Below are 22,582 nucleotides of genomic sequence, written 5' to 3'. Positions count from 1 at the left end.
GAAAAAAAAGAGATCCAGATCACATTTTCAATATTCATCAGTGTAAACCAATCTTGCAAATTGCCAAGTGATTCACCCGGCATAAGCGACAACAAACGGTTTTATTAAGGCCTTAAAGCTACAACCAACGGCGAACCTTACGGCAATATTGTTGATATTGCTCACCAAAATGTGAGTCGAGAACAGCCTCCTCCGGTTTGATCTGCAATTCATTAATCAAGTATACGAATACCAAAATACTCAGCAAACTCAGCAAAGCCTGCAAATGAAAACACCAGGCAGTTAATAACAGCAACAAGCTAAGGTACATCGGATTGCGACTGTATCGATATAATCCATCTATAATTAACTGCCGGCTGCGTTCCGGATGGTGCGGATTAATCGTCGTCCGTTTTTTCATAAAAGGAAGCAAACTCACTGCCCCCACCACGCAGGCTAAAAGCACCACAGGCCACAGTAAACTATTTAGCCAGTATGGTAAGCGAGCAACAAGCCAATAGGTATTTAAATACGCCAAACCATAAGCAAGCGAAGCAGCGATAGCCAACAAGACTGGTGGCGGTATGAGTAGCTGAAAACGTTTCATCATCGACCCTTTAGACATGTATCCATTTTGTAATTTTACAGCAAAAAAAGCGTATCGTATTTATCCTCATTAAAACTCTAGGATACCCGACAGTAAATCATAGTGGTTATGCTTAGCCGCAAAGCTATCGGGTGCATTCAAGTTGCTTTTCGGATCTTGTATTACTTATATGATCCTTACTGCTACAACAAAAAAGCAACAAAGTAAGTGTCTGCTAACAGCTGCGCCTTAGGAATATCGATCATGAGTCGCGACTGCTAAACGGCCGCTCTAGATGTCACATCAACATATTTGGATAAACTTATACACATAAGCTCAAGCTATTAACATTTATCTAAACTAGGTAACTAAAATTCCAATTAAGTCGAAAATAGTCTGCTATCAAACCAATTGATGAAACTCCAAACTTCAATAAGAATTAGGCATCGAAAGTGAATCTTGTGACAACAATCAAACATGGGAGCTAAGCACTTCACTCTCGATGAACAGCCGATAAAAAACATAATGCAAAGCACAAGGCATGCTAAAAAAGAACTTTAATATCAATAATTTAACAGTAAATTAAAAATTATTTGTTCCTAAGATAAAGATTTACCACGGAGAATAACCGTCAATAAATATTCAATTTTGGTATTTTTTTTGACTAACGTAAAAATGTCAACGATGATTGACAAAGAAGCATCAAAAAAGAATTTTTTACTAATTTTAAGTGACAATCTTGACGCAAAAAGTCAATTGGCTACAAGCCACGTTCTCTATAGCGTGTAGAATTTTATCCACAGCTTTGTGCACTGTTTTTGTGGGAAAATCTGTTTGGTAAAAAGCTGTAAATACAGTGGAATATATCGCTTTTTGTCCCCAATCCAGCTGTAACTATCTCGAGGGCCAAAAAATTCAACAAAGGCTTCTACATTTATTTGTTAGAACTCTGTCATCGTCCACAAAAAAATTAATTTGCCGTAAATACGGGGCAGCTAGCTTGATCAATAACGGATCACGACCACATCATTGAGATCCTTCTTACTCACCTCAATCCGTCACAATAATTTCACATAAACTTGAAAATAACTAGTCGCGTAAAGTATCTGCCACAGTTCTATAGGAGAGCAACAAGAATCCATTTCGCTGCCAACAGTGAAACGTTACACTAAGCCATCGTTTTATAGCGCTCATTAAGGCCAACTGTTGTTTAATCCCTCACCCATTCAGTCACTTCGCTTCAATGACCATAACTTTTATCTCAAACGTGATGATTTACTTCATCCACAGTTTTCAGGTAATAAAGCTCGCAAGTTCTACCATTTTTTAGTTAACGATCTACCTGGTATCACTTACCTCGTGGGCAGCGGTTCGGCGCAGGCAAATTCTTTATATTCATTAGCAGCCTTAGCCCAGCTCAAAGACTTACAATGCGATTTTTACGTCGATCATATTCCTTCACAGCTTCGCCAAAACCCCTGTGGTAATTATCAAGCGGCACTGGCGCTCGGTGTGAATATTATCGATGTCAGCGAAATTACCGGACAACAACAACGTAATTTAGACGCATTTATGCAACGACAAATAAAGCCAACATTATTAAATCATCAACTATTGATCCCCGAAGGAGGCCGTTGCCACTATGCGCGAGAAGGTGTACAACTGCTCGGCCAAGAAATAGAGCAATGGCAGATTCAGCGAGACATTAGCCATTTAAACATTATGCTACCAGCGGGCACTGGCACCACCGCCTTATATTTGAGTGAGTATTTTCACCAACGCCAACGTAAAGTCAAAGTATTGAGCTGTGCCTGTGTTGGGAACGAGGCTTACCTAAGCCAGCAATTTAGCCTACTCAACCCGGACAGCAACTGTCATCCGCAGATTTTACCACGCCGAAAGAATTACCATTTTGGTAAGTTGTATCGTCAACTCTACCAGTTATGGCTAACCTTGATACAGCAAAGCCAAGTTGAATTTGATTTGCTCTACGATCCCATCGGCTGGCAGTGCTTAATTGATTTTCTCGATAAACAAGAAGAAACAACGCCAACCCTGTACATCCACCAAGGAGGTTTACTGGGTAATCAAAGCATGCTGCCAAGATACCAGCGAAAATATCCCGACTTAACGCCAATTTAGCCAATGTTGGTACTCGAAAGGCTCAGCTAAATCTACCGTTTGCCTAAATCCAATACTGGGAAAGTTGAGGCAGGTCGCCTCTTTATACTCCGGTTCCGCCCAACCGCTACGCTCATCTAAAAACTCGCGCTGATAACCCCAGCGCCCACAGGACAATATACTGTCATAACCTACGTCTCGTTGGCATACCACGCAGGTTTCAAAATCAACCTCAATATTCTGACCGAGTTTACCCAACGCATCGGAGACAAAAGGGGTATCGTAAATCGCAAGCGTTGAGGCCCGTTTAGGTCGGCCTTGCCAAGGTTTATCGAAGTGATCTTGTGGTGTTGCATGCACCCCATAACCGTACTCAAGAGGCTCGGTATCATAGAAAGGCTCTAACAACTGAGCAGGAGCATCGACCTGAGAGCCAAGTTCATCGGCGAGTAAACGCCGATTCGTGGTTCGCACTTGCAACATCCGATAACGAGAACAATTCGCCTGATTTTCTAGCTCGAGTTCTCCTGAACGGTTGGTGAAAAGATGGATCTCTACCCCCACGCCAGTGGCATTATCACGGGCGACATAAGAAGCCTGCTGTCGGCCACTATGATACCAAGCTTGAGAAACACCAATATCCCCAAAGCTTGCTGCTGATAGCTTACCGGACAGACTTTACCAACCAGCAAATCGTCAGTTGAACTATCGCCACTAAATAAACCACAGCAAAAGCCTATCCAGTATGTGAGTACTCGCTTCATGCTGAGTCCTATTTTTCCCTCACGTCATTCAAGTGTAGTTCAAAGCTCGCGCCCTTAAATTGAACCACGCTCAAAGGTAAACAAGCATCCACAATTAGCTTTCGCAAAGTTAGCTCAAACATGAGATTTCTAAGCGAAATCTTGGCAAACTACAAGCAGACCAATCGCCATCACGGATCGACTCGATGCCTTATATTACCCTGCAGAGCTTACGCCAAGCAGCAAAAGCCAACATTATTAGCCTTCAACAAGCCGAAGCCCTATTTCAATTTTTACAGCAACAAGAAAATAGTCGTCCGCGCTTTAATCTCACACATTTGCTGTATTACTTTGGTGGACTAATCGCGATTGGCGCGATGACCGTGTTTATGAATCTAGGCTGGGAAAGTTTTGGCGGATGGGGCTTGGTGGGCATCAGTTTAAGCTATGCGGTGCTGGCTATATTTCTTTGCCAACATTTTAAAAAACAGGGTCATCTCATCCCCGCGGGGCTAACGGCCAGCTTGGTGATTTGCCTCACCCCACTAGCAGTCTATGGTTTACAACAAGCCATGGGGTGGTGGCCTTCAAAAAGTCACTATCAAGATTACCATCGTTATGTGCAATGGCAATGGCTGTATATGGAGTTGGCCACTTTAGCGGTGGGCCTGCTACTCAGCTGGATATATCGCTTTCCCTTCATGCTATTTCCGATTTCGGTGACCCTCTGGTATCTAAGCATGGATGTTGCCGTGATGCTGACTGGTGAACGTCCTGACTACCAATTCAGAGCCTTGGTGTCGATGTACTTTGGTTTAATGATGTGTTTGATTGCCTTCTGGGTCGACATTCGCAGCCGACATTCTGCCGACTATGCTTTTTGGCTCTATCTATTCGGCGTATTAAGCTTTTGGGGTGGTTTAAGCATGCAACAATCGGATAGTGAGTTAGCCAAATTGGTTTACTGCCTCATCAATCTCGGCTTAATGCTATGTGGAGTGATCTTGGTGCGTCGCGTATTTGTGATTTTTGGCTCACTCGGCTGCTGTTATTACTTGTACCACTTGTCTTATAGCGTTTTCAAAGATAGCTGGTTATTCCCCATATCCTTAAGTTTGCTTGGTTTAGCACTTGTTTATTTGGGGATCCTTTGGCAAAAAAAACAACACAATCTAAGCCAACGCTTACGCAGTTACTTACCACTAGCGCTACAGCAATTACTCGAGAACAAACAACACTAATATGAGCAAGCTTTGACTTTAAAATCCATCTTCAACAACAAAGCTAGCGAGAATAGTAGCGATTACTGTTTGATTTCATGACCAAAATACGATGTTTTTTGGGGGAATAGTGGCCATTTACAGCATCGTTAGTATACTTTTCTCATGGATGATAATGAATTAGCATTGGTTTTAGCAGGTCCTATACTCCGCCGTATTGAACGCAAGCAGGTGACCATTTGGTTTGCCACTTCACAAGCGGTATCGATCAGCCTCAAGCTCTATCCTGAGCAGCAATCGGCGATTGAGCTCACCCAAACGCAGCTGGCCGACAGCCTATGTAGTATCGTTGCTGGTGAGAAGCTCTACTACCACTTACTCGACATTAAACTGCCTCGTACCCTGCCACTGGAGACCTGGATTGGCTACGATTTAAAGCTGTATTTAGCGCAACAAACACAAGCTTTAAGTTGGCAAGATTGGGCACCGGATCTCGTATATCCACCACGTAAACTCCCAGGGTTTAAGGTCCCGCAGCAGATCAATCGTTTGTTCCATGGTTCATGCCGCAAGCCTCATTTTGCGAGCGCCGACGGCTTAGTCATGGCCGACCGTTACCTAGCTGAACACCCTCACGCGCAATGGCCTAGCTTGCTCATGATGAGCGGAGATCAAATTTACGCAGACGACGTGGCCACCCCCATGTTGGTCGCGATCCACCAACTAATCGAACAGCTGGCCATCGCCGAGGAAAGCTTTACTGCCGCGCAAATTCAAAACAGCCAACAATTACATCGGCAACAAGCCCATTATATGGCTCGACAACAGTTACTTCCTGTAGAGCAACAACAAGGTGGAGTCGCTAAAGCTCTATTTGGCGGCGTGAAAAAGCCCATATTCACCTCTGACAGCGCGCAAAATCACTTGATTTCACTGGCTGAAGTATTAGCCATGTATCTGTTAGTGTGGTCGCCCAGTGTATGGAAAAATATTGATTTAACGCCCCCGGAAGCACTCAAACCCGAGCAACTCGCGCACTATCAGCAACAACGAGAAGTGATCACTCGCTTCGCTGCTGACCTCACTCAGGTACAGCGTATACTGGCTCACTTACCGAGTGCTATGATGTTTGACGATCACGATATAACCGACGATTGGAACCTATCCGCCGCATGGGAGCAAAGTGCCTATTCACATGCTTTTTCCAAACGAATTATCGGCAATGCCTTGTGTGGCTATTTACTTTGTCAGGCCTGGGGAAACAATCCTCAACAGTTTTCTGCAAATATGCTTAACGACTTACAAGCAGCCTTACAGCAACCCGGCTGCGAAGCCCATTTAAGCTTAATTGATCAGCTGCTCAGCTTTGCTGACTGGCATTACCAGTGGAAGACTCAGCCGCCCTTAATTGTGCTTGATACTCGCACCCACCGCTGGCGTTCCGAGCGCAAGCTAAGCGCCCCTTCGGGACTCATGGATTGGCAAGCATTAACCGATCTACAGCAGCAGTTACTCGGCCTCGATGCGGTCATCATGGTATCACCTGCCCCCATTTTTGGGGTGAAACTAATTGAAGCGATTCAACGACTATTTACTTGGTTGGGTAAACCGTTGTTAGTTGATGCCGAAAACTGGATGGCGCACCCCGGTTCGGCAAACGCGCTGTTAAACTTATTTCGACACCCCAACACTCCCCGTCATTTTGTGATCCTATCAGGAGATGTACATTACTCCTTTGCCTATCGCATTGAACTACGAGGACAAAACGCTGGCCCAGATATTTGGCAGATCACCAGTAGCGGTATTAAAAATCAATTCCCCAGCCGTTTACTCGATTGGCTAGACAGAGCCAATCGCTGGCTCTATTCGCCTGTTTCACCACTTAACTGGTTCACCAAACGTCGGCGAATGAAGATTATCCCTCATCGACCAGAACAAGCCGCACGAGGTGAGCGTTTACTAAATGCTTCGGGTATTGGTTTAGTGAGCTTGAATGCCGATGGCTCGCCAAGCACAGTGACACAGCTAGTGGACAAAGGCCGTTCCATCGCCTTTGAGTTAGAAGAACAAGCCGCTCACTGGGAGTAATAACGGCTTGTATCTCATTCAATCATTACAATTTGAGAGTTGCGGTTAAGCTGGTCACGGCATTACCAATCAAACTAACCCGGCACTTGCCAAGCCGTTCAAGTTGAACAAAACCGCCCCGCTGTGAAGCTTGGTAAGCCTTGAGATAAGTACGAGACAATTTATCGCCCCAATAGGCCGCTAAGGCACAATGTGCAGAGCCTGTCACCGGATCCTCATTCACTCCAACCCAAGGCGCAAAGTAACGAGAAATACAATCCAAATCATCGCGAGAAGCATGGCAAGTAACCAATACGCCACGTCCCTCCAACTGTTTTAAGGCCTCAAAATTGGGCTGTAGCGCTAAAAGCTGTTGCTCGCTCTCAATTTCGATTAACAGCTTGTCATCAAAGCTTGCCATCCCCAAAATTTGCTCCCCCCTAATCCCTAAGTACTCAAGAAACTGAGTTTCAACGGTCGGGGACATTTCGAGCACAGGCTCTGGGAAGTCCATGGCAATATGTTGAGGCTGAATGTTGGCCAACAAAGTTCCAGATAAAGTGGAAAAGGCGAGCTGTTGGCCTATCTCCGCGACACCGCTCTGCTGCAGAATATGCGCCACAGCAAGGGTACCATGACCACACAGTTTCACTTCAACTTTGGGCGTGAACCAACGCAAGTTCATATCATTGAGCGATAGAAAAGCTGTTTCCGATATAGCCATCTCCGTAGCAATCGAAAACATTAATGATTCATCCAAGGGTTTATCAGTGATACATACCCCAGCAGGATTCCCTTTAAATAGTTCTTGTGTAAAAGAATCCACTTGATATATCTGTAATTCCATTCAACCGCCCTGCACCTAAAACCAACACCAAAGTCGATAAATACAACCCATCTAGTAAAGAATTGCAAGCTAAAAATGAGTGCCCAATATGTCATCAATTCAACCTCTATGGGTACTAAGTCGCATTAGCATTGATTCATTTAGCCAAGCCTCATAAACTCTAGCTTACAAAGGTAAACTGCAAAATCAGGCAAAGTAGCAGCTCGAGACAATTGCTCGCCGATTGTTCGGTCTTATATTTTGGAGGCAAGATGGCAAATCCTCGGCTCTTAAAAGCACAAATTGTAGATGTCGAATGCGGCGAGAACGTTACCATTATTGAGCCTTCCAATGTGTATGGTTGTTCACTCGCGAATGATGTATTTATCGGCCCTTTTGTAGAAATACAAAACAACACCTCGATTGGCCCTCGAACTAAAATTCAGTCTCATAGCTTTATTTGCGAATTTGTCACCCTTGGCGCAGATTGTTTTATCGGACACGGCGTCATGTTTGCCAACGATTTATTTAAAGATGGTAAGCCAAACGCAGACCCTGATTCTTGGGGCAGAACCCAAATTGGGGACCAAGTCACGATTGGCTCGAATGCAACCATTTTAGCTGTAACTATTTGTGACCAAACGGTGATTGGTGCCGGTAGCGTCGTCACCAAAGATATTACCACACCGGGTATTTATGCTGGTAATCCCGCTCGATTATTACGGCGCTGCTAATCCGCGCAAGCCAATAAACAACTTACATCGATAGTACTTGATGCTTCAGGAGAATATGTCAGTGCAAGGTTTTCAGATCAGTACCGATCCAAATGACTTAGATTTTGAGTTTATTTATCACTTTATATCTCAAAGCTATTGGGCAAATGGGATCCCTAGAGAAACCCTCAAAAAAGCGATTTTGAATTCACTCTGTTTTGGGGTATTCGAAACAGTTGGACAACAAGTTGGCTTTGCACGCCTAATTACGGATAGGGCCACTTTTGCCTACTTAGCCGACGTATTCATCGTTGAATCGCACCGCGGAAAAGGCTTGAGTAAATGGCTGCTTGAAAAGATTATTTCTCATCCTGAATTACAAGGCTTAAGGCGTATGTTATTAGCAACCAGAGATGCACACGAGTTGTATGCTCAATACGGATTTACAGCCATTGAAAACCCAGAAAGCTTAATGCAAATATGGCAACCTAAGGTTTATCAATAACACGACAATGAACAACTAATCATAGCTTTCCCCCATGGGCTAATACCTAAGTAAACCAATAATAGTTTTCTCCAGCGCAGCCCTAGAAAGAGCTAGAACATGTCATCAATCAGAATTCAAATACCTTAAAGCTTAACGCTCATGATCGATGTTCCAAGCGACTAATTAGGTCCCATAAGCGATTTGCGACGGGGCCCAATACTTGGCTTTTAAGCTTCATCACGTAACTTTTAACTTCAATTTCCACCGGGGTATCAATCAGTTCAATCGGAGTTAATCTTTTCATTTGAATATCTTCTTTTACCATTAAATATGGTAAACGCCCCCAACCAATACCGCTTAAACACAAGGTGCGCTTACTATGAAAATCATTCACATACCATTTTCGCTGGCCTTGCTGTACATCTAACTCAACATCCTTGGTCAAACTGCCGGAGTCCTGAACAATAATTTGATATTCGTCTTTTAATTGAGAAGACTCGGTTAGATGCGGATACCTAGAAAGCATCTTTGGCGCAGCAACATTAACGATACTTTGGGTATGAATATGCTGAGTTACCAATTTAAAACTATTGAGAAAATCAGCTTCTGAAGCAGAAATCGCAAGCTGAGCATTTCGCTGAACCACCGAGTCAATTCCACCCGTAACAAATTCTTGCTTCAATATAATTTGGGTTTGCGGAAACTCATTTTGAATTTGTTCAAAGATGGGCACCAGGGTTGCCAAATCAAACATGGCATCCACCGCAATCACCACCTTAGGTTCATAACCTGTTTTATAATGTTTCGCCATTTCATTGAGTTGTTCACTCTGCTCAAGCAACATCAATGCCTTTTGATAGATCTGCTCTCCTTGCTGAGTCAACTTCAATTTATATCCAGAGCGATCAAGTAGACTAATGCCTAAAGCGCTTTCCAACTGCTGTAAACCTTTACTTATCCCCGGTTGCGTTTTAAACAGTCGATGACTGGCGGCCTGTAATGAACCCTCTTGTATCACGGCTTGTAGCATTCTTAATTGCTCTAATGTCATGCTGTCATCTTCCTTTATTGTAGCCGCCGCCCAAAATCATAACCTAAAGTTATACTCTTGATGAAATACAATCAATTTTAATTAATTAGCTTAAGCCTATACTGACGAAAATTAACTCAACAACTTCAATAGGTGACCTATGAATAAATTTAAACAGTATGGCCTTTGGGTCATCCTTGCTCTCACGGCTTTGGCTTTTCTTGCTGGCGGCATTGGTAAATTAATGGGCGTTGAAATGCTGCATAAATCATTTGCCACTCTCGGCCTCCCAGTTTTTTTTGGCTACTTCATTGGCTTATGTGAAATTGCTGGTGCGATTGGCATTTTCATCAAAAAACTCAGTTCACTCGCGGCCGTAGGCCTAGCTCTGATCATGCTTGGAGCTATCTACTACCACTTTCAGTACGATCCTCAAGGACTGCCCGCTGCTGCCTTGCTATTGGTCTTTTCGATCATCATTTTCTTTGCTCGTAAAAAAGACAGTCTGCTGTTTGCTAAAAAAACAACACCAAGTGCTGAGCTTTCCTCATAAGATCGAAACGTTCAATAAGAGACCACCAATTTGGGTGGTCTTTCTATATCAAGCTATCACAGTAAGTTAAATAACAACTGGTCTATATAGGTATTTTCATGCTCGCGACTCATCAGCATATTGGGCACAAGGAATTGATGCCGATTTTATATTTACCGCACGGTGGTGGCCCCATGCCACTTTTAGATGAACCCGGCCATCAAGATCTCACTGCTTTTTTAAAAAGCGTGCATAAACAACTGCCGACACCCAAAGCAATTTTAATGATTAGCGCTCATTGGGAGAGTCATATTGCGGCCATTTCATCTGCTCTTCAGCCACAAATGATCTATGACTACGGTGGCTTTCCAGCGGCATGTTATAAATACCAATATCCTGCGCCGGGAGAGCCAAGCCTCGCTCAAAACGTAGCCGATTTATTACGGGCTCACGATATCCACTGCAATTTGGATCAACATCGAGGTTATGATCACGGTACTTTCGTGCCCTTAATGCTGATGTATCCTGAGGCCAACATTCCAGTTGTACAGTTATCTTTATTACATTCCTTAGACCCTGCTAAACATATCGCTTTAGGGCAAGCAATCGCCTCCTTACGGGAGCAAGGCATATTGATCATTGGATCGGGGATGTCGTTCCACGAACGTAACGGAAGCTTCGAACACAGCGCGGCGTTTGATGATTGGCTCACCGAGACACTCGTAGCAACACCAATCGAAGAAACCATAAATAGATTACTAAATTGGGAGCTTGCGCCATCGGCGCGAGATTGCCATCGTAGAGAAGATCACTTATTACCGATGCATATCTGCTTTGGAGCTGCGATGAAACGCACCGAGTCCGCCGAAAAAATCTATTCCGGACTCTTATTCGGCAAACGTATTTCTGGCTTTTTATGGCGTTAACAGCAGATCTTTCATGCCACATAGTTTTCGTTTACAAGACCACAAACAAAGGTACAGATTATGAGTCATCAACAACATTCTCAGACTAGAGTTTGCAAACAAGAGCCTGGTGTTATTGTGCCGGTGATTAATCGCAACAAGTGCGAGGGAAAAGGTGAATGCGCAGTCGTTTGCCCAAAAAATGTATTCTTCATCGATGTATTACCCGCAGCGGAACGCAGCAAGCTTTCCTTACTAGGAAAACTTAAAGGCTTGGCACATGGCTGGCAGCAAGCTTTAATGCCCAACATTGAGGCCTGTGAAGGTTGTGGCTTATGTGTTGCGGCATGCCCAGAAAAGGCAATTACGCTTAACAGGCGCGAAGGGGCGAGATAACGAAGCCCCGCTGCCCATACAACAAGCCATGACTCACGATGGCCTTACTTGATGCCACTGACTTGACTAACGAGCCTGTTTGGCCAAATAAGGCTTTAAATAATCGATGAGTAAACGCAACTTTTTAGACCTTGTGGCCCCCTTGGGATAAACCCCGTACACATCAATGTCATCCAGCTGATAATCTTCCATAAGCACTTCTAACAAACCCAGTTTTATCCGAGGTTGAGCATCATATAACGGTACTCGGCCTAGGCCATGGCCCCCTTCAATGAAGGCTGTACGAGCTGCTGCGTTATTGGTGCTAATCCCGCCTTTGGTGCGAATACTAAAAGAGCGGTGCCCTTTACGCAGGTTTAAAGTATTCGAACCCGTGGTATAAATCACCCATTGATGAGCATCTAAGTCCGCAGGCAAACGAGGACGACCATACTGATTTAAATACTGTGGCGAGGCACATAAACAAGTATTCAGCGTAATCAGTTTGCTGGCTTGCAAGCCTGAATCTTCTAATACAGCGCCACGGATCGCTAAATCAAAACCCTCTTGAATGACATTTACCACCTCATCACTCAACACTAAATCGATATTGATTTTGGGGTACAAGCTTCGAAACAAATTAAGCGCAGGCACAATAATCCGTAAACCAACATTCACCGGACAAGAAATTTTCAATGAACCTTCCGGTTCCTGTTTGATATTTTCCATTTGCATGTTGGCAGCCTTAGCTTGCTCGGCAATATTATGGCAGCGCTGATAATACTGTTCTCCCGCCTCAGTCAGATGCAAACTGCGAGTGGAGCGATTAAGCAAACTCACGCCTAAGTTAGACTCAAGTTTTTTAACGTGATAGCTCACTACTGCACGGGTAATCCCGATGTGTTTGGCCGCAGCACTAAAACTGCCTTGTTCAACCACTTGAGCAAATACCACCATACTTTTTAACTGCTCAAAAGACATACTCATGGGACCAGTCCCCTAGTGAATTAGCTATCTGGCTACAATTGTATCAAAAATTAAACCAATAATGTCTATTTAATCTGCATTGTCGCATTGTTTATAGAGGACTACACTGCTGGTCATTGGCGTGATGCCCACGCCCTAAACAAATAAATTCAATAAGGTATCGCGATATGAGCAACGCAAAAAAAATCTTAATGGTTCTAACCTCACACGATGAACTAGGCAACACCGGCCACAAAACTGGTTTTTGGGTAGAAGAGTTTGCAGCCCCTTATTACGTATTCTTAGATTCTGGCGCAACGATTAGCCTTGCATCTCCTAAGGGCGGCCAACCACCAATCGATCCAAACAGTGAACTAGCCGATTTTCAAACCGACGCCACTCGTCGCTTCGACCAAGATGAAACAGCTCAGAAACATCTTGCCAATACACTAAAACTTGCTGATGTGAATGCCAGTGACTACGATGCAGTCTTCTATCCTGGCGGTCATGGCCCACTTTGGGACTTAAGCGATAACCCCCAATCAATTGGCTTATTGGAAAGCTTTATCCAACAACACAAGCCTGTGGCTGCCGTTTGTCACGCCACTGCTGCACTGCTCAACGTGAAGCAAAGCAATGGTGATTTATTAGTCAAAGGTAAAAGCGTTACTGGCTTTAGCAATAGTGAAGAAGATGCAGTGCAGTTAAGCGAGGTAGTTCCGTTTTTACTAGAAGATGAACTCAAAACCCGCGGTGCAGACTACCAAAGTATCGCCGACTGGAATCCCTATGCTGTACAAGATGGCTTAATGATTACCGGTCAAAACCCAGCCTCATCTGAGATGACCGCCGAGAAACTCTTACAACAACTCGCTTAAGTTTAAGACCTGTTGATACTGTGCTGAAGAATGCTGCTTTGTTTCATTGACAAAGCGGCATCACTCAACAGCCTTGAGCCGAAAAAACAAACTATGAAGGAATTAAGATGTTAAATTTTTCTTTTCAAAACACCACCCAAATTCATTTTGGTGAAGGTCAAATCGCCAATATACAACAACAGCTACCTGCCGATGCGCGGGTATTACTCACCTATGGCGGCGGCTCGATTAAAAATAATGGCGTCTATCAGCAAGTCACCGAAGCCTTGGCAGGCCATCACTGGGTTGAGTTTTCTGGGATCGAGCCAAATCCGCAGTACAAGACCTTGATCAAAGCCGTTGAATTAATCAAAACAGAACAGCTTGACTACATTCTCGCCGTTGGCGGTGGATCGGTCATCGATGGCAGTAAATTCATCGCCGCAGCGGCGCTTTATCAAGGTGATGATCCTTGGAACATCATTGCTAAACGCCATCCGGTAGACAGCGCCCTCCCTTTAGGTGCAGTGCTCACTTTGCCAGCCACCGGATCTGAAACCAATGCAGGTGCGGTCGTGACCCGTGATGGGAACAAATTGCCATTCATGGCGGCAGCTGTACGGCCGCAATTTGCTATCCTCGATCCCAGTGTCACGTTGAGTTTATCGCCGCGCCAAGTTAGTAACGGCGTAGTAGATGCCTTTGTTCATGTGATGGAGCAATACCTCACCTATCCTGTGAATGGCAAAATTCAAGACCGCTTCGCCGAAGGGATCTTACTCACCCTCATCGAAGAAGGGCCAAAAGCCCTAGCCGCCGAAACCAAAGATAACATTGAGGTTCGCGCCAATATTATGTGGGCCGCCAGCATGGCTTTAAACGGATTAATTGGTGCCGGGGTACCACAGGATTGGGCGAGTCATATGCTTGGCCACGAACTCACGGCCGCGTTTGGTGTGGATCACGCCCGCAGTTTATCGATCACTCTCCCCGCAGTAATGAAAATCCGTAGAGAGACCAAAGCCGCCAAGTTATTACAATATGCCGAGCGGATCTGGGGCATCACCGAAGGTGATGAACCGCAACGGATCGAGCAAGCAATTGCCGCCACCGAAGCATTTTTTAAAGCGATGCTGGTGCCAACCCGTTTATCGGAAATAGACTTGGGCGACCAAGATGTCGAATTATTATTAGCCAAGCTTGAACAACACCAAATGCTAGCACTCGGCGAAGACCAACAAATCAACCTAGATCTTAGCCGTCAAATCTACCAAGCGGCGCTATAAGCCAAACAGCGGCGCTTCATTACATCTTGAAGCGCCATTCAACATCTCCAAGGAAAACTCATGATTACTGTGCACCATCTACAAAAGTCTCGTTCCAAGCGCGTTTTGTGGTTACTCGAAGAACTCACCATGCCTTATCAAGTCGTCGTTCATCAACGCGATCCGGTGAGTAATTTAGCGCCACCAAGTTTGAAAAAAATCCATCCTCTGGGAAAAGCGCCGATTATTGTTGATGAGCAGCGAACTCTATGTGAATCGGGAGCAGTCATGGAATATCTGTTAGACAAAAGCGAGCAACAAGCGCTTCGCCCCGCAAAAGACAGCCCAAACTATTACAGTTACGTGGAATGGCTGCATTTTGCAGAAGGCTCGCTCGCCTTACCGGTGATCACTCACCTGCTGTTAGGTTTAGAACAACGCGATGCAAGTCAGCCTTTAGACTATTACATTGGCAAAGAACTCGCCGTTGATTTTACTTATATTGAACAACATTTAAGCCAGCAGCCCTACTTTGCAGGCCAGCAGTTCAGTGCTGCCGACATTATGATGACAATTGTATTAGAAATTGCCGACAGCCAAGGCTTACTGCAAGAGCGAAGCCATACCCAAGCTTACCTTGCCAAAGTTCAGCTACGCCCCGCTTATTTAAAAGCAGCAAAACAAGGATAATTGACTGGAGCGCGGCCCAACAAGCTTAAGAGCCTGAGAGGCCCAATGAGGCCGATTTATGGCTTGTAGCCACTGGCGCAGAACGCTGTAAATTTACTTTCGGGCGAGACTTTGTCCGCTGCCAAAAAAAACGGTAAGCCTCCCGTTGGGCCTGCACTCGGCTTACCCCAATGTCAGCCAACTGATCATCACTCAACTTTGCCAAGGCCCGACGGCTACGTGCGAGCATTTGATAAGCAGCGAGTGTTTGCTGTAAACGGTGAGCCAATAAACGAGCTTGAAATATGGGTCTCATTGCATCTCTCCTGTACTTTGATGATGACACTTTCAGTATAAAATTCAGTCACCAAGCATGACAGATTCAGATAATTTTTATCTTTACATGACAGAACCACAAAATGGCCATCTGTAATGCTTTTCATCCATCTATCTGTCATGCTCTTCTACTTATTTTGCTAATCTGTACTTAGACATGTTATTACTGAGCCCTGCAGAGGAGGAGGTAGGATGACCTTATATCAACAATTTGCCCACGAACTACAAATACAGATCATGCAAGACTATTACCCGATTGGGCAAAAGCTGCCGTCAATCCGCGAAATGAGTCAACGACGCGGCGTGAGTATTTCAACCGTTCAAGAGGCTTACCGCCTGTTAGAAGACGCTGGTTTTGTGCATAGCAAATATAAGTCCGGTTACTACGTTAGTCCGCGCCAACAAGAGCAACCCTTACCTTCGCTGAGTCAACCCGAACAGCGCCCAGTGCTAATTGATAACTGGCAGCAGGTATTAGATCTCACCATGACCGAAAGTAACGACCACTTTCTGGCGCTTGGTCGAGGCTCACCGGATACCACCGCAACAACCCTTAAGCCCTTAAAACGCTTGATGACCGAGCAAATTAAAAACAACAGCAAACAAATATTTAGCTGTGACAAAGGAAATGGCCTGTATAAACTTCGGGTACAGATCGCACGCTTAATGCAAAACTCAGGCTGCCATATCCACCCCGATAACATTCAAATTACCGCTGGCTGCCAAGAAGCCTTGTCCTTAAGCCTAAAAGCTCTCACCCAACCCGGTGACATTGTTGCGATAGACTCTCCTAACTTCTACGGCTCGATGCAGGCCATTCAGTCAAATCAGCTCAAAGTTTTAGAAATTCCGACCCACCCCGAAACGGGAATTAGTCTGCCCGCTCTCGAGCTTGCGCTAGAGCAATGGCCAATTAAGGTACTACAGCTGATCCCTAGCTCAAATAACCCGCTGGGTTATCAGATGCCCGAAAAAAATAAACTCAAACTCCTTCGCTTGGCAGAAAAGTATGACTTCGCCATTATTGAAGATGACATCCTCGGGGATACGGTGTATCAACACCCTCGGCCACGCAGCCTTAAATCTTACGATAGTAACGAGCGAGTGCTGTTTTGTTCTTCATTCTCAAAAACCATCGCCCCCGGTTTACGAGTGGGCTGGGTTGCCCCCGGACGTTTCGGTAAAATGCTCACCCACTTAAAATTTGTAAGTTCCTTAGGCGCCAATAGCCTACCGTTATTGGCAGTGGCCGATTTTATTGAACAAGGGTATTACGAAAAACACCTCCGCCTGGCCAAACAACAGTACCAAAGCAATCGAGACCTGATGCTACAGTGGCTCAAGCGCTACTTCCCCAAAGGAACCAAAATCAGTCGTCCGCAAGGCGGGTTCTTCTTGTGGGTCGAACTACCAGAACAAATCAATGCCGAACAACTGAATGAACGCTTAAAACCATTACGCATTGGTATCGCTCCGGGAAACTTGTTTTCGGCAGCCAATAAGTATCAGCACTGTTTACGCCTCAATTATGCCAACCTTCCCAACCAGCGAATAGAGCGAGCCATCGAAACTATTGGTAAACAAGTTCAATTGATGTTGCAGCAAGCCTAAACTTGCGCAGGATCTGCGCTCCCTCACCAATCAAAATTGGCGCAACTTTATCAATTGCGGTCACCAGCACGAAGAGGCAAAAAGTTGCTCGAGTCCACATGATTCAAATAATCAGTAGCATTTCATGCCCGAGCCAATTCTCTGATGCTAAGATATTACAAATAAAAAGAGCCTGCGAAATAGCTGTAATCCGTAAGCTCTCGATTAATTTAAGCATCCTGTTATTTGATTGTTATTAGCCGAAGCGATAACTCGTATATACGCCATAGATAGCAGCTAACGATCAAACAACAGAGGCCAACTGTAATCCTTATCAACGGACTAGGTATAAATAGAGGGATTTAAACATGTTACGTACCGTATTCATCAGCTTATTATTATTTGGCTGCGGCTCTTCAAGTATTGCAGTACTCGCGGCAAATTGTGGCAGTGGCGGCGGTGCCAGTGTTTGTTTAGCGGCCAGCCCCAGTGCCGGAGCAATCGCTCTTAATTGGACCATTGAAGGAACCGTAAGCAATCTTCAGCTTTATCGCGATACCGACGCCGACCCCAGTGGCCGAACGCGCATAGCCACCCTAAATACTACAACCACCAGCTATAGCGATAACACCATACAACTCGCCAGCCCTTATTATTACTGGCTCAAATTCACCGCCAATGGTCAGCAGTATAATTCAGCCGTAGCCAGTGCCACCACTTACAATACAGTCTGTGGCGAATACCTGTGCTTAAATGCCAGAGCCAACAACGCAACCATTGATTTAAATTGGTCGAAGGCTGGAGAGGTATCAAGTATCCAACTGTATCGCGATACAGATGCCGATCCCAGTGGCCGAGTGCGGATCGCTAGTCTTAGCAATAGCGCACAGACTTATGTCGATCAGGATACCAGCGCGGGAACCACCTATTACTATTGGATCAAATATGGTTTAGCGGGCAGCCAATATAACTCGAATACCGCACAAGCGACGGCTAGCGGGGCAGCCAGCTGTGCAGGGGAAACCAGCGGCGTTATCGCCAATCATATTTACTACGTATCCCCCACAGGAACCAGCTGGGCCAATGGCGACAGCTTCAACTCAGCCTTAGATTTTAACAGTGCACTGAACTTAGTCGGTGCAGGCGAAATGATCCTGTTGCAAGCTGGCAGCTACAACATTCCTTATACCAGCGGTGTTGCCAATACCATCACTCTCGCCAAATCGGGACAGGCTGGCGCACCAATCAGTGTGGTGGCAGCCAATTGTGGCCGTGCGATTATCGATTTCTCTTTCCCCGAACAGCAATGGGTACAAAACTCCTATGGCTTTGCCTTAAATGGTGATTATTGGTATTTCAAAGGCATTGAAGTGACTCGTGCTGGCTATCAAGGGGTTTATGTAAAGGGTAAACATAATACTTTTGAAAACTGCGCTTTCCACCACAATCGCAATACTGGTTTAGAAATTAATAAAGGGGGGGCCTATACCACGGTGATTAACTCCGATGCTTATCGTAATTACGACCCTAAAAAGGATGGTAGCATGGCCGATGGCTTTGGCCCTAAGCAAACCCAAGGGCCGGGCAATAAGTTTATTGGTTGTCGCGCTTGGGAAAATTCCGACGATGGCTTTGATACCTACGACAGTGATGAAGTGGTGATTATCGAAAATAGCTGGGCTTTTCGTAATGGCGTTGACGTATGGGGCTATGGCGGCTTCTCCGGCAACGGTAATGGATTTAAATTAGGCGGAAATTTTAAGGCGGCCAATAATCGGATCAGCAACTCCGTCGCTTTTGGGAATCCGCTGAAAGGTTTTGACCAAAACAACAATGCTGGCGGAATCACACTGCTCAATAACACCGCCTATGATAACGGCATTAATTTTGGCTTTGGTAATTCCCTCAACGATGGCGAGACGCACATCTTCCGCAACAATATATCCTTATCTAGCAGTGAGAATATTAGCAATGCCGACCAGCTGGCGAATTCATGGAATGGCGGTGTATCGCTCAGCGCGGCAGATTTTCTCAGCCTGGATCTTTCTTTAGCTACCATGGAAAGAAATATCGATGGCAGCTTAGCCGATAACGATTTATTCAAACTGAAATCAGACAGCGACTTAATCGATGCTGGCGTTGACGTAGGTTTACCCAGCTTAGGCCTTGCACCAGATTTAGGTGCTTTTGAGAAGCAATAAACATCTCGGTGGATGTGGCGAATAGGCCGCATCTGCCGAACAAAGTCACTCGGCTAGCCCCTATTCAATCCCTCCCTTACGACCAACAGCCCCTTCATCCCAGTTAACAAAAATGCTCGAGCTTTATTATCGTTCGATATGACCTGTTTGGATCGATAGTTAGTCAACATTTACACGCCTTCAGGCCGATGTTTCATCGGTGAAAAATCACTTCCCTTAGATGCTTTGGCAAACCGTATTTGGAATATGAGATCATAGATTGCGATCCATTACTGGTTGAATTTTTATGCGGAATACTATTTTTTCCATCAAGCTGCGCCTGTTATTTCTGATGTTCGTATCCTTGTCAGCCCTCTTCATTACAAACTTCGTGCATTATTCTACAAACATTCAAAATAACTATTTAATCGTCACTCTTGGACTTTGTTCGATTGCCATTATTCTGGCCTTTATTCGATTTTATCTAAGCTTGGTCGCCCAGATCAGACAAGTCCGTCAACAGCTAGAAGAAATGAATCTCGGCAACTTTTCTGTAAAGAGTGAACCTTTCGAAAAGGGAGAATTCGCTAAAATCACCCAAAGCGTAGCCTTGCTCAGAGAAACGATTCGACAAATTTTGTGTGACTCAATGGCTTTACTAGATCAAGCGCATCACGATGGAGAAACATTTCACACACTAGGAAATAGTTGTAGTGCGCAAATTCAATCACAACAAGAACAAATGGAGCTACTCGGCTCTGCGATGACTCAAATGTCGGCGACCATTGTGCAAATCGCATCAAATGCCGAAGTGGCCGCCAATAAAACTCAAAACGTAAGTGCCAGCGCTCAAAACGGTAGCCTTATTATGCAAAAAATGGCCGAAGGAACCAAAGCGGACGCGACGCATATTCATTCATCCAGTCAACATGTTGATGAACTTAACAGCGGTGTGATTCAGATTAATGAGATGACTAAGATGATTGAAGATATTTCCGAACAGACTAACTTGTTAGCCCTCAATGCGGCCATCGAAGCGGCAAGAGCAGGAGCCCATGGAAGAGGTTTTTCTGTGGTCGCAGATGAAGTACGAAACCTAGCTAGCCGCACTCAACAATCGACGCATCAAATTCAAAATACCATCCAAAGCCTAAACTCGAAGGCTAAACACTCGCTAGATGCGATGCATATTATTGCCAGTAATGTAGAACAAGCCGTTAACGCTATTAATAATCAAGCGACTGAAATAAAATCCATTTTTTCTGATGTGGTTGAGGCTAGTGACATGGTCACGCAGATTGCCACCGCAGCAGAGCAACAGACAACCGTCACCGAAGAAATCAATACAAACGTTGTGATGATCAACAACTCATTAGCCGAGATTGGCAACGCAGTACTAAAATTAGCGAACCAGAGCACAAGCCAACGAGATGAGTCTCTACAATTAAGAACGCGTTTGGCTCGTTTCAGTCTTAATGTTCAAAAAACCACATGAGGGTAGTTGCTTTGTAATTCACAGAATTAAGGCAGCTTGAGTATCAACTAAACGATTTTAGTGAGGCTAAAATCGTTTAGTTGTATCCGACCAAAACTGGTTAACTTGATGCGACTTCCCCTTGGCTGGTGTATCGAGTTTTAAACTAATTAGACTAAACTAATTAGACAGCCATTCTAACTATCCAATAAACTAATTAGACAGCCATACTAACTATCCAATGAGCATCTGTCGATGTCATCAACTCAAATCAACTTTGAAGAGCTAACTTGTTCTTAAAAACCTTACATACTGGGGCGTTAATCAAAGCTTTAGTCAATGCGAAGCGATTCATGAGGGCGAAAAATAACTAATTAGACAGCCATTCTAACTATCCAATGAGCATCCGTCGATGTCATCAACTCAAATCAATTTTGAAGAGCCAACTTGTTCTTGAAAACGCTAAATATTGGGGCTTTAGTCAATGCGAAGCGATTCACGAGGGCGAAAGACATAGTGATTCGAGATATGCTAAATACCTACTCAGTCGACAAAAAATCAGACTATAAATAAATTACTTACCCAGCATCAAGCCAGCGTTTAACCGCTGCCATGCCTTTGATGCGAAGTTGATTGTGCTCACGCTTGTAGCGCTCTAGCGAGTGACCCGCTCCCACCACACTGGCGAAGTGATGCTCTAAACCCGTGCTCAAGGCTAACCAGCTTTCTTCATCGATTTGTAAGCGCTGTAAAATGGGCGCTTGTGCATCATCGATATACCCACGTTTATCTTCTCTGATAACGCGGCCGGTGAGCTCCACCAGTTGCAGGTAGTCTTGTAGCTCAAAGGGTAAACCTTTAGGCATGGTTTCTCTGGGGTTACCGACAAAAGGCATTAGCGGCTTGGGTTGCTGACCTTGTTTGGCTTGCTGAATGCGCTGTTTGATACTGGTGTGGTCTGAGGTTTCAGGCGTGCTCGCTATATTTGAGCGAACCGGGTTTAAATCCACATAGGCCATACAAGCTGCTAGGGCTGCTTCATCTAATAGGGCTTGAGATTTAAAACGCCCCTCCCAAAAACGACCGGTACATTGGTCTTCTTTATTGGCAGCTCGAGCAATGTATTCATTCAAATGGCGCATAAACCAGCTTAAATCAAAAAGGCGAGTCCGATAGACTTCAGCTGTGGCGTGAATGGCCTGTAGTTGCACCTCACTTAACTTTGGACGTAACTCAGAATTGAGATACATTTGAGTCAGTAAGGTGCCCTGATGCAGAATATGCCAGCGTTCTAACACTTCATCCATGGACCAGGCTTCGGCTTTGGCCTTATCGATGTGCAATACCACATGGGTATGATTACTCATCACTGCATAAGCACAGACATCAATGGCAAAAACCGCAGTAAGTTGCAGCAAATAATCTTCCACCCACTGGCGGCGGTGCTCATAGCTTTTACCTGTGTGTTGGTCTTTACCGCACAAAAAAGCCCGGCGTACACAGCGGGAAACACAGTGATAATAAGGTGTATCCGATAAGCTCACTTGCGACTGTCTTGACCGAGGCATGGCAATAACTCCCAAAAATCAACTATTGACAGTTTAGATTATTACAGGAATTTGGCTAGTTAGAATGGCTGTCTAAATATTTGCTTGGTCTAA

22 protein-coding genes are annotated in these 22,582 nt (G+C 44.8%); 14 read left to right on the top strand and 8 right to left on the bottom strand.

The annotated features are described in order from the left end of the window. Positions 1–118 precede the first annotated feature (118 nt). Complete coding sequence (locus ACRRSW_RS05610; RefSeq protein ID WP_432458844.1) at positions 119–604, bottom strand: methyltransferase family protein; 486 nt, start codon at positions 602–604, stop codon at positions 119–121. A gap of 1,167 nt (positions 605–1,771) precedes the next feature. Between ACRRSW_RS05610 and ACRRSW_RS05605 the strand changes: the two genes are divergently transcribed. Beyond that, positions 1,772–2,707 (top strand): pyridoxal-phosphate dependent enzyme, encoded by a 936-nt coding sequence (locus ACRRSW_RS05605; protein ID WP_432458843.1) that lies wholly within the window; start codon positions 1,772–1,774, stop codon positions 2,705–2,707. Here the strand turns inward: ACRRSW_RS05605 and ACRRSW_RS05600 are convergent. Then, positions 2,693–3,160: a hypothetical protein gene (locus ACRRSW_RS05600; protein WP_432458842.1), complete on the bottom strand. Its 468-nt coding sequence runs from the start codon at positions 3,158–3,160 to the stop codon at positions 2,693–2,695. The two genes, ACRRSW_RS05605 and ACRRSW_RS05600, sit on opposite strands and share 15 nt — an antisense overlap. Before the next feature lie 80 nt (positions 3,161–3,240). After that, positions 3,241–3,450, bottom strand: a complete 210-nt coding sequence (locus ACRRSW_RS05595) for a hypothetical protein (protein WP_432458841.1) — start codon at positions 3,448–3,450, stop codon at positions 3,241–3,243. Between the two features lie 185 nt (positions 3,451–3,635). On the opposite strand from ACRRSW_RS05595, the gene ACRRSW_RS05590 reads away from it, so the two are divergent. Next, a complete protein-coding gene (locus tag ACRRSW_RS05590) occupies positions 3,636–4,670 on the top strand; it encodes a DUF2157 domain-containing protein (protein ID WP_432458840.1) in 1,035 nt (344 codons plus the stop codon). A 144-nt stretch (positions 4,671–4,814) separates the two neighbouring features. After that, complete coding sequence (locus tag ACRRSW_RS05585) at positions 4,815–6,737, top strand: alkaline phosphatase D family protein (protein ID WP_432458839.1); 1,923 nt, start codon at positions 4,815–4,817, stop codon at positions 6,735–6,737. Positions 6,738–6,762: 25 nt separating this feature from the next. Here ACRRSW_RS05585 and ACRRSW_RS05580 read toward each other — a convergent pair whose 3' ends face one another. Beyond that, positions 6,763–7,563, bottom strand: coding sequence for a PhzF family phenazine biosynthesis protein (locus tag ACRRSW_RS05580; protein ID WP_432458838.1), 801 nt, complete (start codon positions 7,561–7,563; stop codon positions 6,763–6,765). A 251-nt stretch (positions 7,564–7,814) separates the two neighbouring features. On the opposite strand from ACRRSW_RS05580, the gene ACRRSW_RS05575 reads away from it, so the two are divergent. Continuing rightward, on the top strand, positions 7,815–8,276 hold the full coding sequence (locus ACRRSW_RS05575) for an acyltransferase (RefSeq protein WP_432458837.1): 462 nt from the start codon (positions 7,815–7,817) through the stop codon (positions 8,274–8,276). A 55-nt stretch (positions 8,277–8,331) separates the two neighbouring features. Continuing rightward, complete coding sequence (locus tag ACRRSW_RS05570) at positions 8,332–8,760, top strand: GNAT family N-acetyltransferase (protein WP_432458836.1); 429 nt, start codon at positions 8,332–8,334, stop codon at positions 8,758–8,760. Positions 8,761–8,899: 139 nt separating this feature from the next. On the opposite strand, the gene ACRRSW_RS05565 is transcribed toward ACRRSW_RS05570, so the two are convergent. Further along, the gene (locus ACRRSW_RS05565) at positions 8,900–9,793 is read right to left on the bottom strand and encodes a LysR family transcriptional regulator (protein ID WP_432458835.1); all 894 of its coding nucleotides are present in this window, start codon (positions 9,791–9,793) and stop codon (positions 8,900–8,902) included. Positions 9,794–9,932: 139 nt separating this feature from the next. Between ACRRSW_RS05565 and ACRRSW_RS05560 the strand changes: the two genes are divergently transcribed. From ACRRSW_RS05560 to ACRRSW_RS05550, 3 genes are all read left to right on the top strand, one after another. Then, a complete protein-coding gene (locus ACRRSW_RS05560; RefSeq protein ID WP_432454187.1) occupies positions 9,933–10,325 on the top strand; it encodes a DoxX family protein in 393 nt (130 codons plus the stop codon). A 137-nt stretch (positions 10,326–10,462) separates the two neighbouring features. Continuing rightward, positions 10,463–11,230 carry a DODA-type extradiol aromatic ring-opening family dioxygenase gene (locus tag ACRRSW_RS05555; RefSeq protein ID WP_432458834.1) on the top strand — a complete coding sequence of 256 codons (768 nt, stop codon included), beginning with the start codon at positions 10,463–10,465 and terminating at the stop codon, positions 11,228–11,230. Between the two features lie 60 nt (positions 11,231–11,290). After that, on the top strand, positions 11,291–11,605 hold the full coding sequence (locus ACRRSW_RS05550; protein WP_432458833.1) for a 4Fe-4S binding protein: 315 nt from the start codon (positions 11,291–11,293) through the stop codon (positions 11,603–11,605). 66 nt (positions 11,606–11,671) lie between these two features. Here ACRRSW_RS05550 and ACRRSW_RS05545 read toward each other — a convergent pair whose 3' ends face one another. Continuing rightward, positions 11,672–12,571 carry a LysR family transcriptional regulator gene (locus ACRRSW_RS05545; RefSeq protein ID WP_432454190.1) on the bottom strand — a complete coding sequence of 300 codons (900 nt, stop codon included), beginning with the start codon at positions 12,569–12,571 and terminating at the stop codon, positions 11,672–11,674. Positions 12,572–12,738: 167 nt separating this feature from the next. Here ACRRSW_RS05545 and ACRRSW_RS05540 point away from each other — a divergent pair, with 167 nt between their 5' ends. From ACRRSW_RS05540 to ACRRSW_RS05530, 3 genes are all read left to right on the top strand, one after another. Continuing rightward, a complete protein-coding gene (locus ACRRSW_RS05540; protein ID WP_432454191.1) occupies positions 12,739–13,428 on the top strand; it encodes a type 1 glutamine amidotransferase domain-containing protein in 690 nt (229 codons plus the stop codon). Between the two features lie 107 nt (positions 13,429–13,535). Further along, positions 13,536–14,693 (top strand): iron-containing alcohol dehydrogenase, encoded by a 1,158-nt coding sequence (locus ACRRSW_RS05535; protein WP_432454192.1) that lies wholly within the window; start codon positions 13,536–13,538, stop codon positions 14,691–14,693. Positions 14,694–14,753: 60 nt separating this feature from the next. After that, complete coding sequence (locus ACRRSW_RS05530; RefSeq protein WP_432458832.1) at positions 14,754–15,362, top strand: glutathione S-transferase family protein; 609 nt, start codon at positions 14,754–14,756, stop codon at positions 15,360–15,362. Between the two features lie 25 nt (positions 15,363–15,387). Here ACRRSW_RS05530 and ACRRSW_RS05525 read toward each other — a convergent pair whose 3' ends face one another. After that, positions 15,388–15,657, bottom strand: a complete 270-nt coding sequence (locus ACRRSW_RS05525) for a DUF1127 domain-containing protein (RefSeq protein ID WP_432454194.1) — start codon at positions 15,655–15,657, stop codon at positions 15,388–15,390. A gap of 212 nt (positions 15,658–15,869) precedes the next feature. Between ACRRSW_RS05525 and ACRRSW_RS05520 the strand changes: the two genes are divergently transcribed. The 3 genes from ACRRSW_RS05520 to ACRRSW_RS05510 all read left to right on the top strand — a co-directional run bounded on the left by ACRRSW_RS05520 (position 15,870) and on the right by ACRRSW_RS05510 (position 20,942). Then, positions 15,870–17,288: a PLP-dependent aminotransferase family protein gene (locus ACRRSW_RS05520; RefSeq protein ID WP_432454195.1), complete on the top strand. Its 1,419-nt coding sequence runs from the start codon at positions 15,870–15,872 to the stop codon at positions 17,286–17,288. Positions 17,289–17,635: 347 nt separating this feature from the next. After that, a complete protein-coding gene (locus tag ACRRSW_RS05515; protein ID WP_432458831.1) occupies positions 17,636–19,468 on the top strand; it encodes a right-handed parallel beta-helix repeat-containing protein in 1,833 nt (610 codons plus the stop codon). 286 nt (positions 19,469–19,754) lie between these two features. Next, positions 19,755–20,942: a methyl-accepting chemotaxis protein gene (locus ACRRSW_RS05510; RefSeq protein WP_432458830.1), complete on the top strand. Its 1,188-nt coding sequence runs from the start codon at positions 19,755–19,757 to the stop codon at positions 20,940–20,942. A gap of 557 nt (positions 20,943–21,499) precedes the next feature. Here ACRRSW_RS05510 and ACRRSW_RS05505 read toward each other — a convergent pair. Further along, positions 21,500–22,489, bottom strand: coding sequence for a transposase (locus ACRRSW_RS05505; RefSeq protein WP_432458829.1), 990 nt, complete (start codon positions 22,487–22,489; stop codon positions 21,500–21,502). Positions 22,490–22,582: the final 93 nt, after the last annotated feature.

It is taken from the genome of Agarivorans sp. QJM3NY_25, from assembly GCF_050870875.2.
Lineage (GTDB): Bacteria > Pseudomonadota > Gammaproteobacteria > Enterobacterales > Celerinatantimonadaceae > Agarivorans.
The sequence above is the reverse complement of the archived record's forward strand: the minus strand, read 5'-3'. Positions and strand labels throughout refer to the sequence as shown.

What these genes read in the sequence shown, in the direction of transcription:
- ACRRSW_RS05610 (WP_432458844.1), bottom strand. Translation starts at nt 604, where the DNA reads ATGTCTAAAGGGTCGATGATGAAACGTTTTCAGCTACTCATACCGCCA.
- ACRRSW_RS05595 (WP_432458841.1), bottom strand. Translation starts at nt 3,450, where the DNA reads ATGAAGCGAGTACTCACATACTGGATAGGCTTTTGCTGTGGTTTATTT.
- ACRRSW_RS05590 (WP_432458840.1), top strand. Translation starts at nt 3,636, where the DNA reads ATGCCTTATATTACCCTGCAGAGCTTACGCCAAGCAGCAAAAGCCAAC.
- ACRRSW_RS05585 (WP_432458839.1), top strand. Translation starts at nt 4,815, where the DNA reads ATGGATGATAATGAATTAGCATTGGTTTTAGCAGGTCCTATACTCCGC.
- ACRRSW_RS05580 (WP_432458838.1), bottom strand. Translation starts at nt 7,563, where the DNA reads ATGGAATTACAGATATATCAAGTGGATTCTTTTACACAAGAACTATTT.
- ACRRSW_RS05575 (WP_432458837.1), top strand. Translation starts at nt 7,815, where the DNA reads ATGGCAAATCCTCGGCTCTTAAAAGCACAAATTGTAGATGTCGAATGC.
- ACRRSW_RS05570 (WP_432458836.1), top strand. Translation starts at nt 8,332, where the DNA reads ATGTCAGTGCAAGGTTTTCAGATCAGTACCGATCCAAATGACTTAGAT.
- ACRRSW_RS05565 (WP_432458835.1), bottom strand. Translation starts at nt 9,793, where the DNA reads ATGACATTAGAGCAATTAAGAATGCTACAAGCCGTGATACAAGAGGGT.
- ACRRSW_RS05560 (WP_432454187.1), top strand. Translation starts at nt 9,933, where the DNA reads ATGAATAAATTTAAACAGTATGGCCTTTGGGTCATCCTTGCTCTCACG.
- ACRRSW_RS05555 (WP_432458834.1), top strand. Translation starts at nt 10,463, where the DNA reads ATGCCGATTTTATATTTACCGCACGGTGGTGGCCCCATGCCACTTTTA.
- ACRRSW_RS05550 (WP_432458833.1), top strand. Translation starts at nt 11,291, where the DNA reads ATGAGTCATCAACAACATTCTCAGACTAGAGTTTGCAAACAAGAGCCT.
- ACRRSW_RS05545 (WP_432454190.1), bottom strand. Translation starts at nt 12,571, where the DNA reads ATGAGTATGTCTTTTGAGCAGTTAAAAAGTATGGTGGTATTTGCTCAA.
- ACRRSW_RS05540 (WP_432454191.1), top strand. Translation starts at nt 12,739, where the DNA reads ATGAGCAACGCAAAAAAAATCTTAATGGTTCTAACCTCACACGATGAA.
- ACRRSW_RS05535 (WP_432454192.1), top strand. Translation starts at nt 13,536, where the DNA reads ATGTTAAATTTTTCTTTTCAAAACACCACCCAAATTCATTTTGGTGAA.
- ACRRSW_RS05530 (WP_432458832.1), top strand. Translation starts at nt 14,754, where the DNA reads ATGATTACTGTGCACCATCTACAAAAGTCTCGTTCCAAGCGCGTTTTG.
- ACRRSW_RS05525 (WP_432454194.1), bottom strand. Translation starts at nt 15,657, where the DNA reads ATGAGACCCATATTTCAAGCTCGTTTATTGGCTCACCGTTTACAGCAA.
- ACRRSW_RS05520 (WP_432454195.1), top strand. Translation starts at nt 15,870, where the DNA reads ATGACCTTATATCAACAATTTGCCCACGAACTACAAATACAGATCATG.
- ACRRSW_RS05515 (WP_432458831.1), top strand. Translation starts at nt 17,636, where the DNA reads ATGTTACGTACCGTATTCATCAGCTTATTATTATTTGGCTGCGGCTCT.
- ACRRSW_RS05510 (WP_432458830.1), top strand. Translation starts at nt 19,755, where the DNA reads ATGCGGAATACTATTTTTTCCATCAAGCTGCGCCTGTTATTTCTGATG.
- ACRRSW_RS05505 (WP_432458829.1), bottom strand. Translation starts at nt 22,489, where the DNA reads ATGCCTCGGTCAAGACAGTCGCAAGTGAGCTTATCGGATACACCTTAT.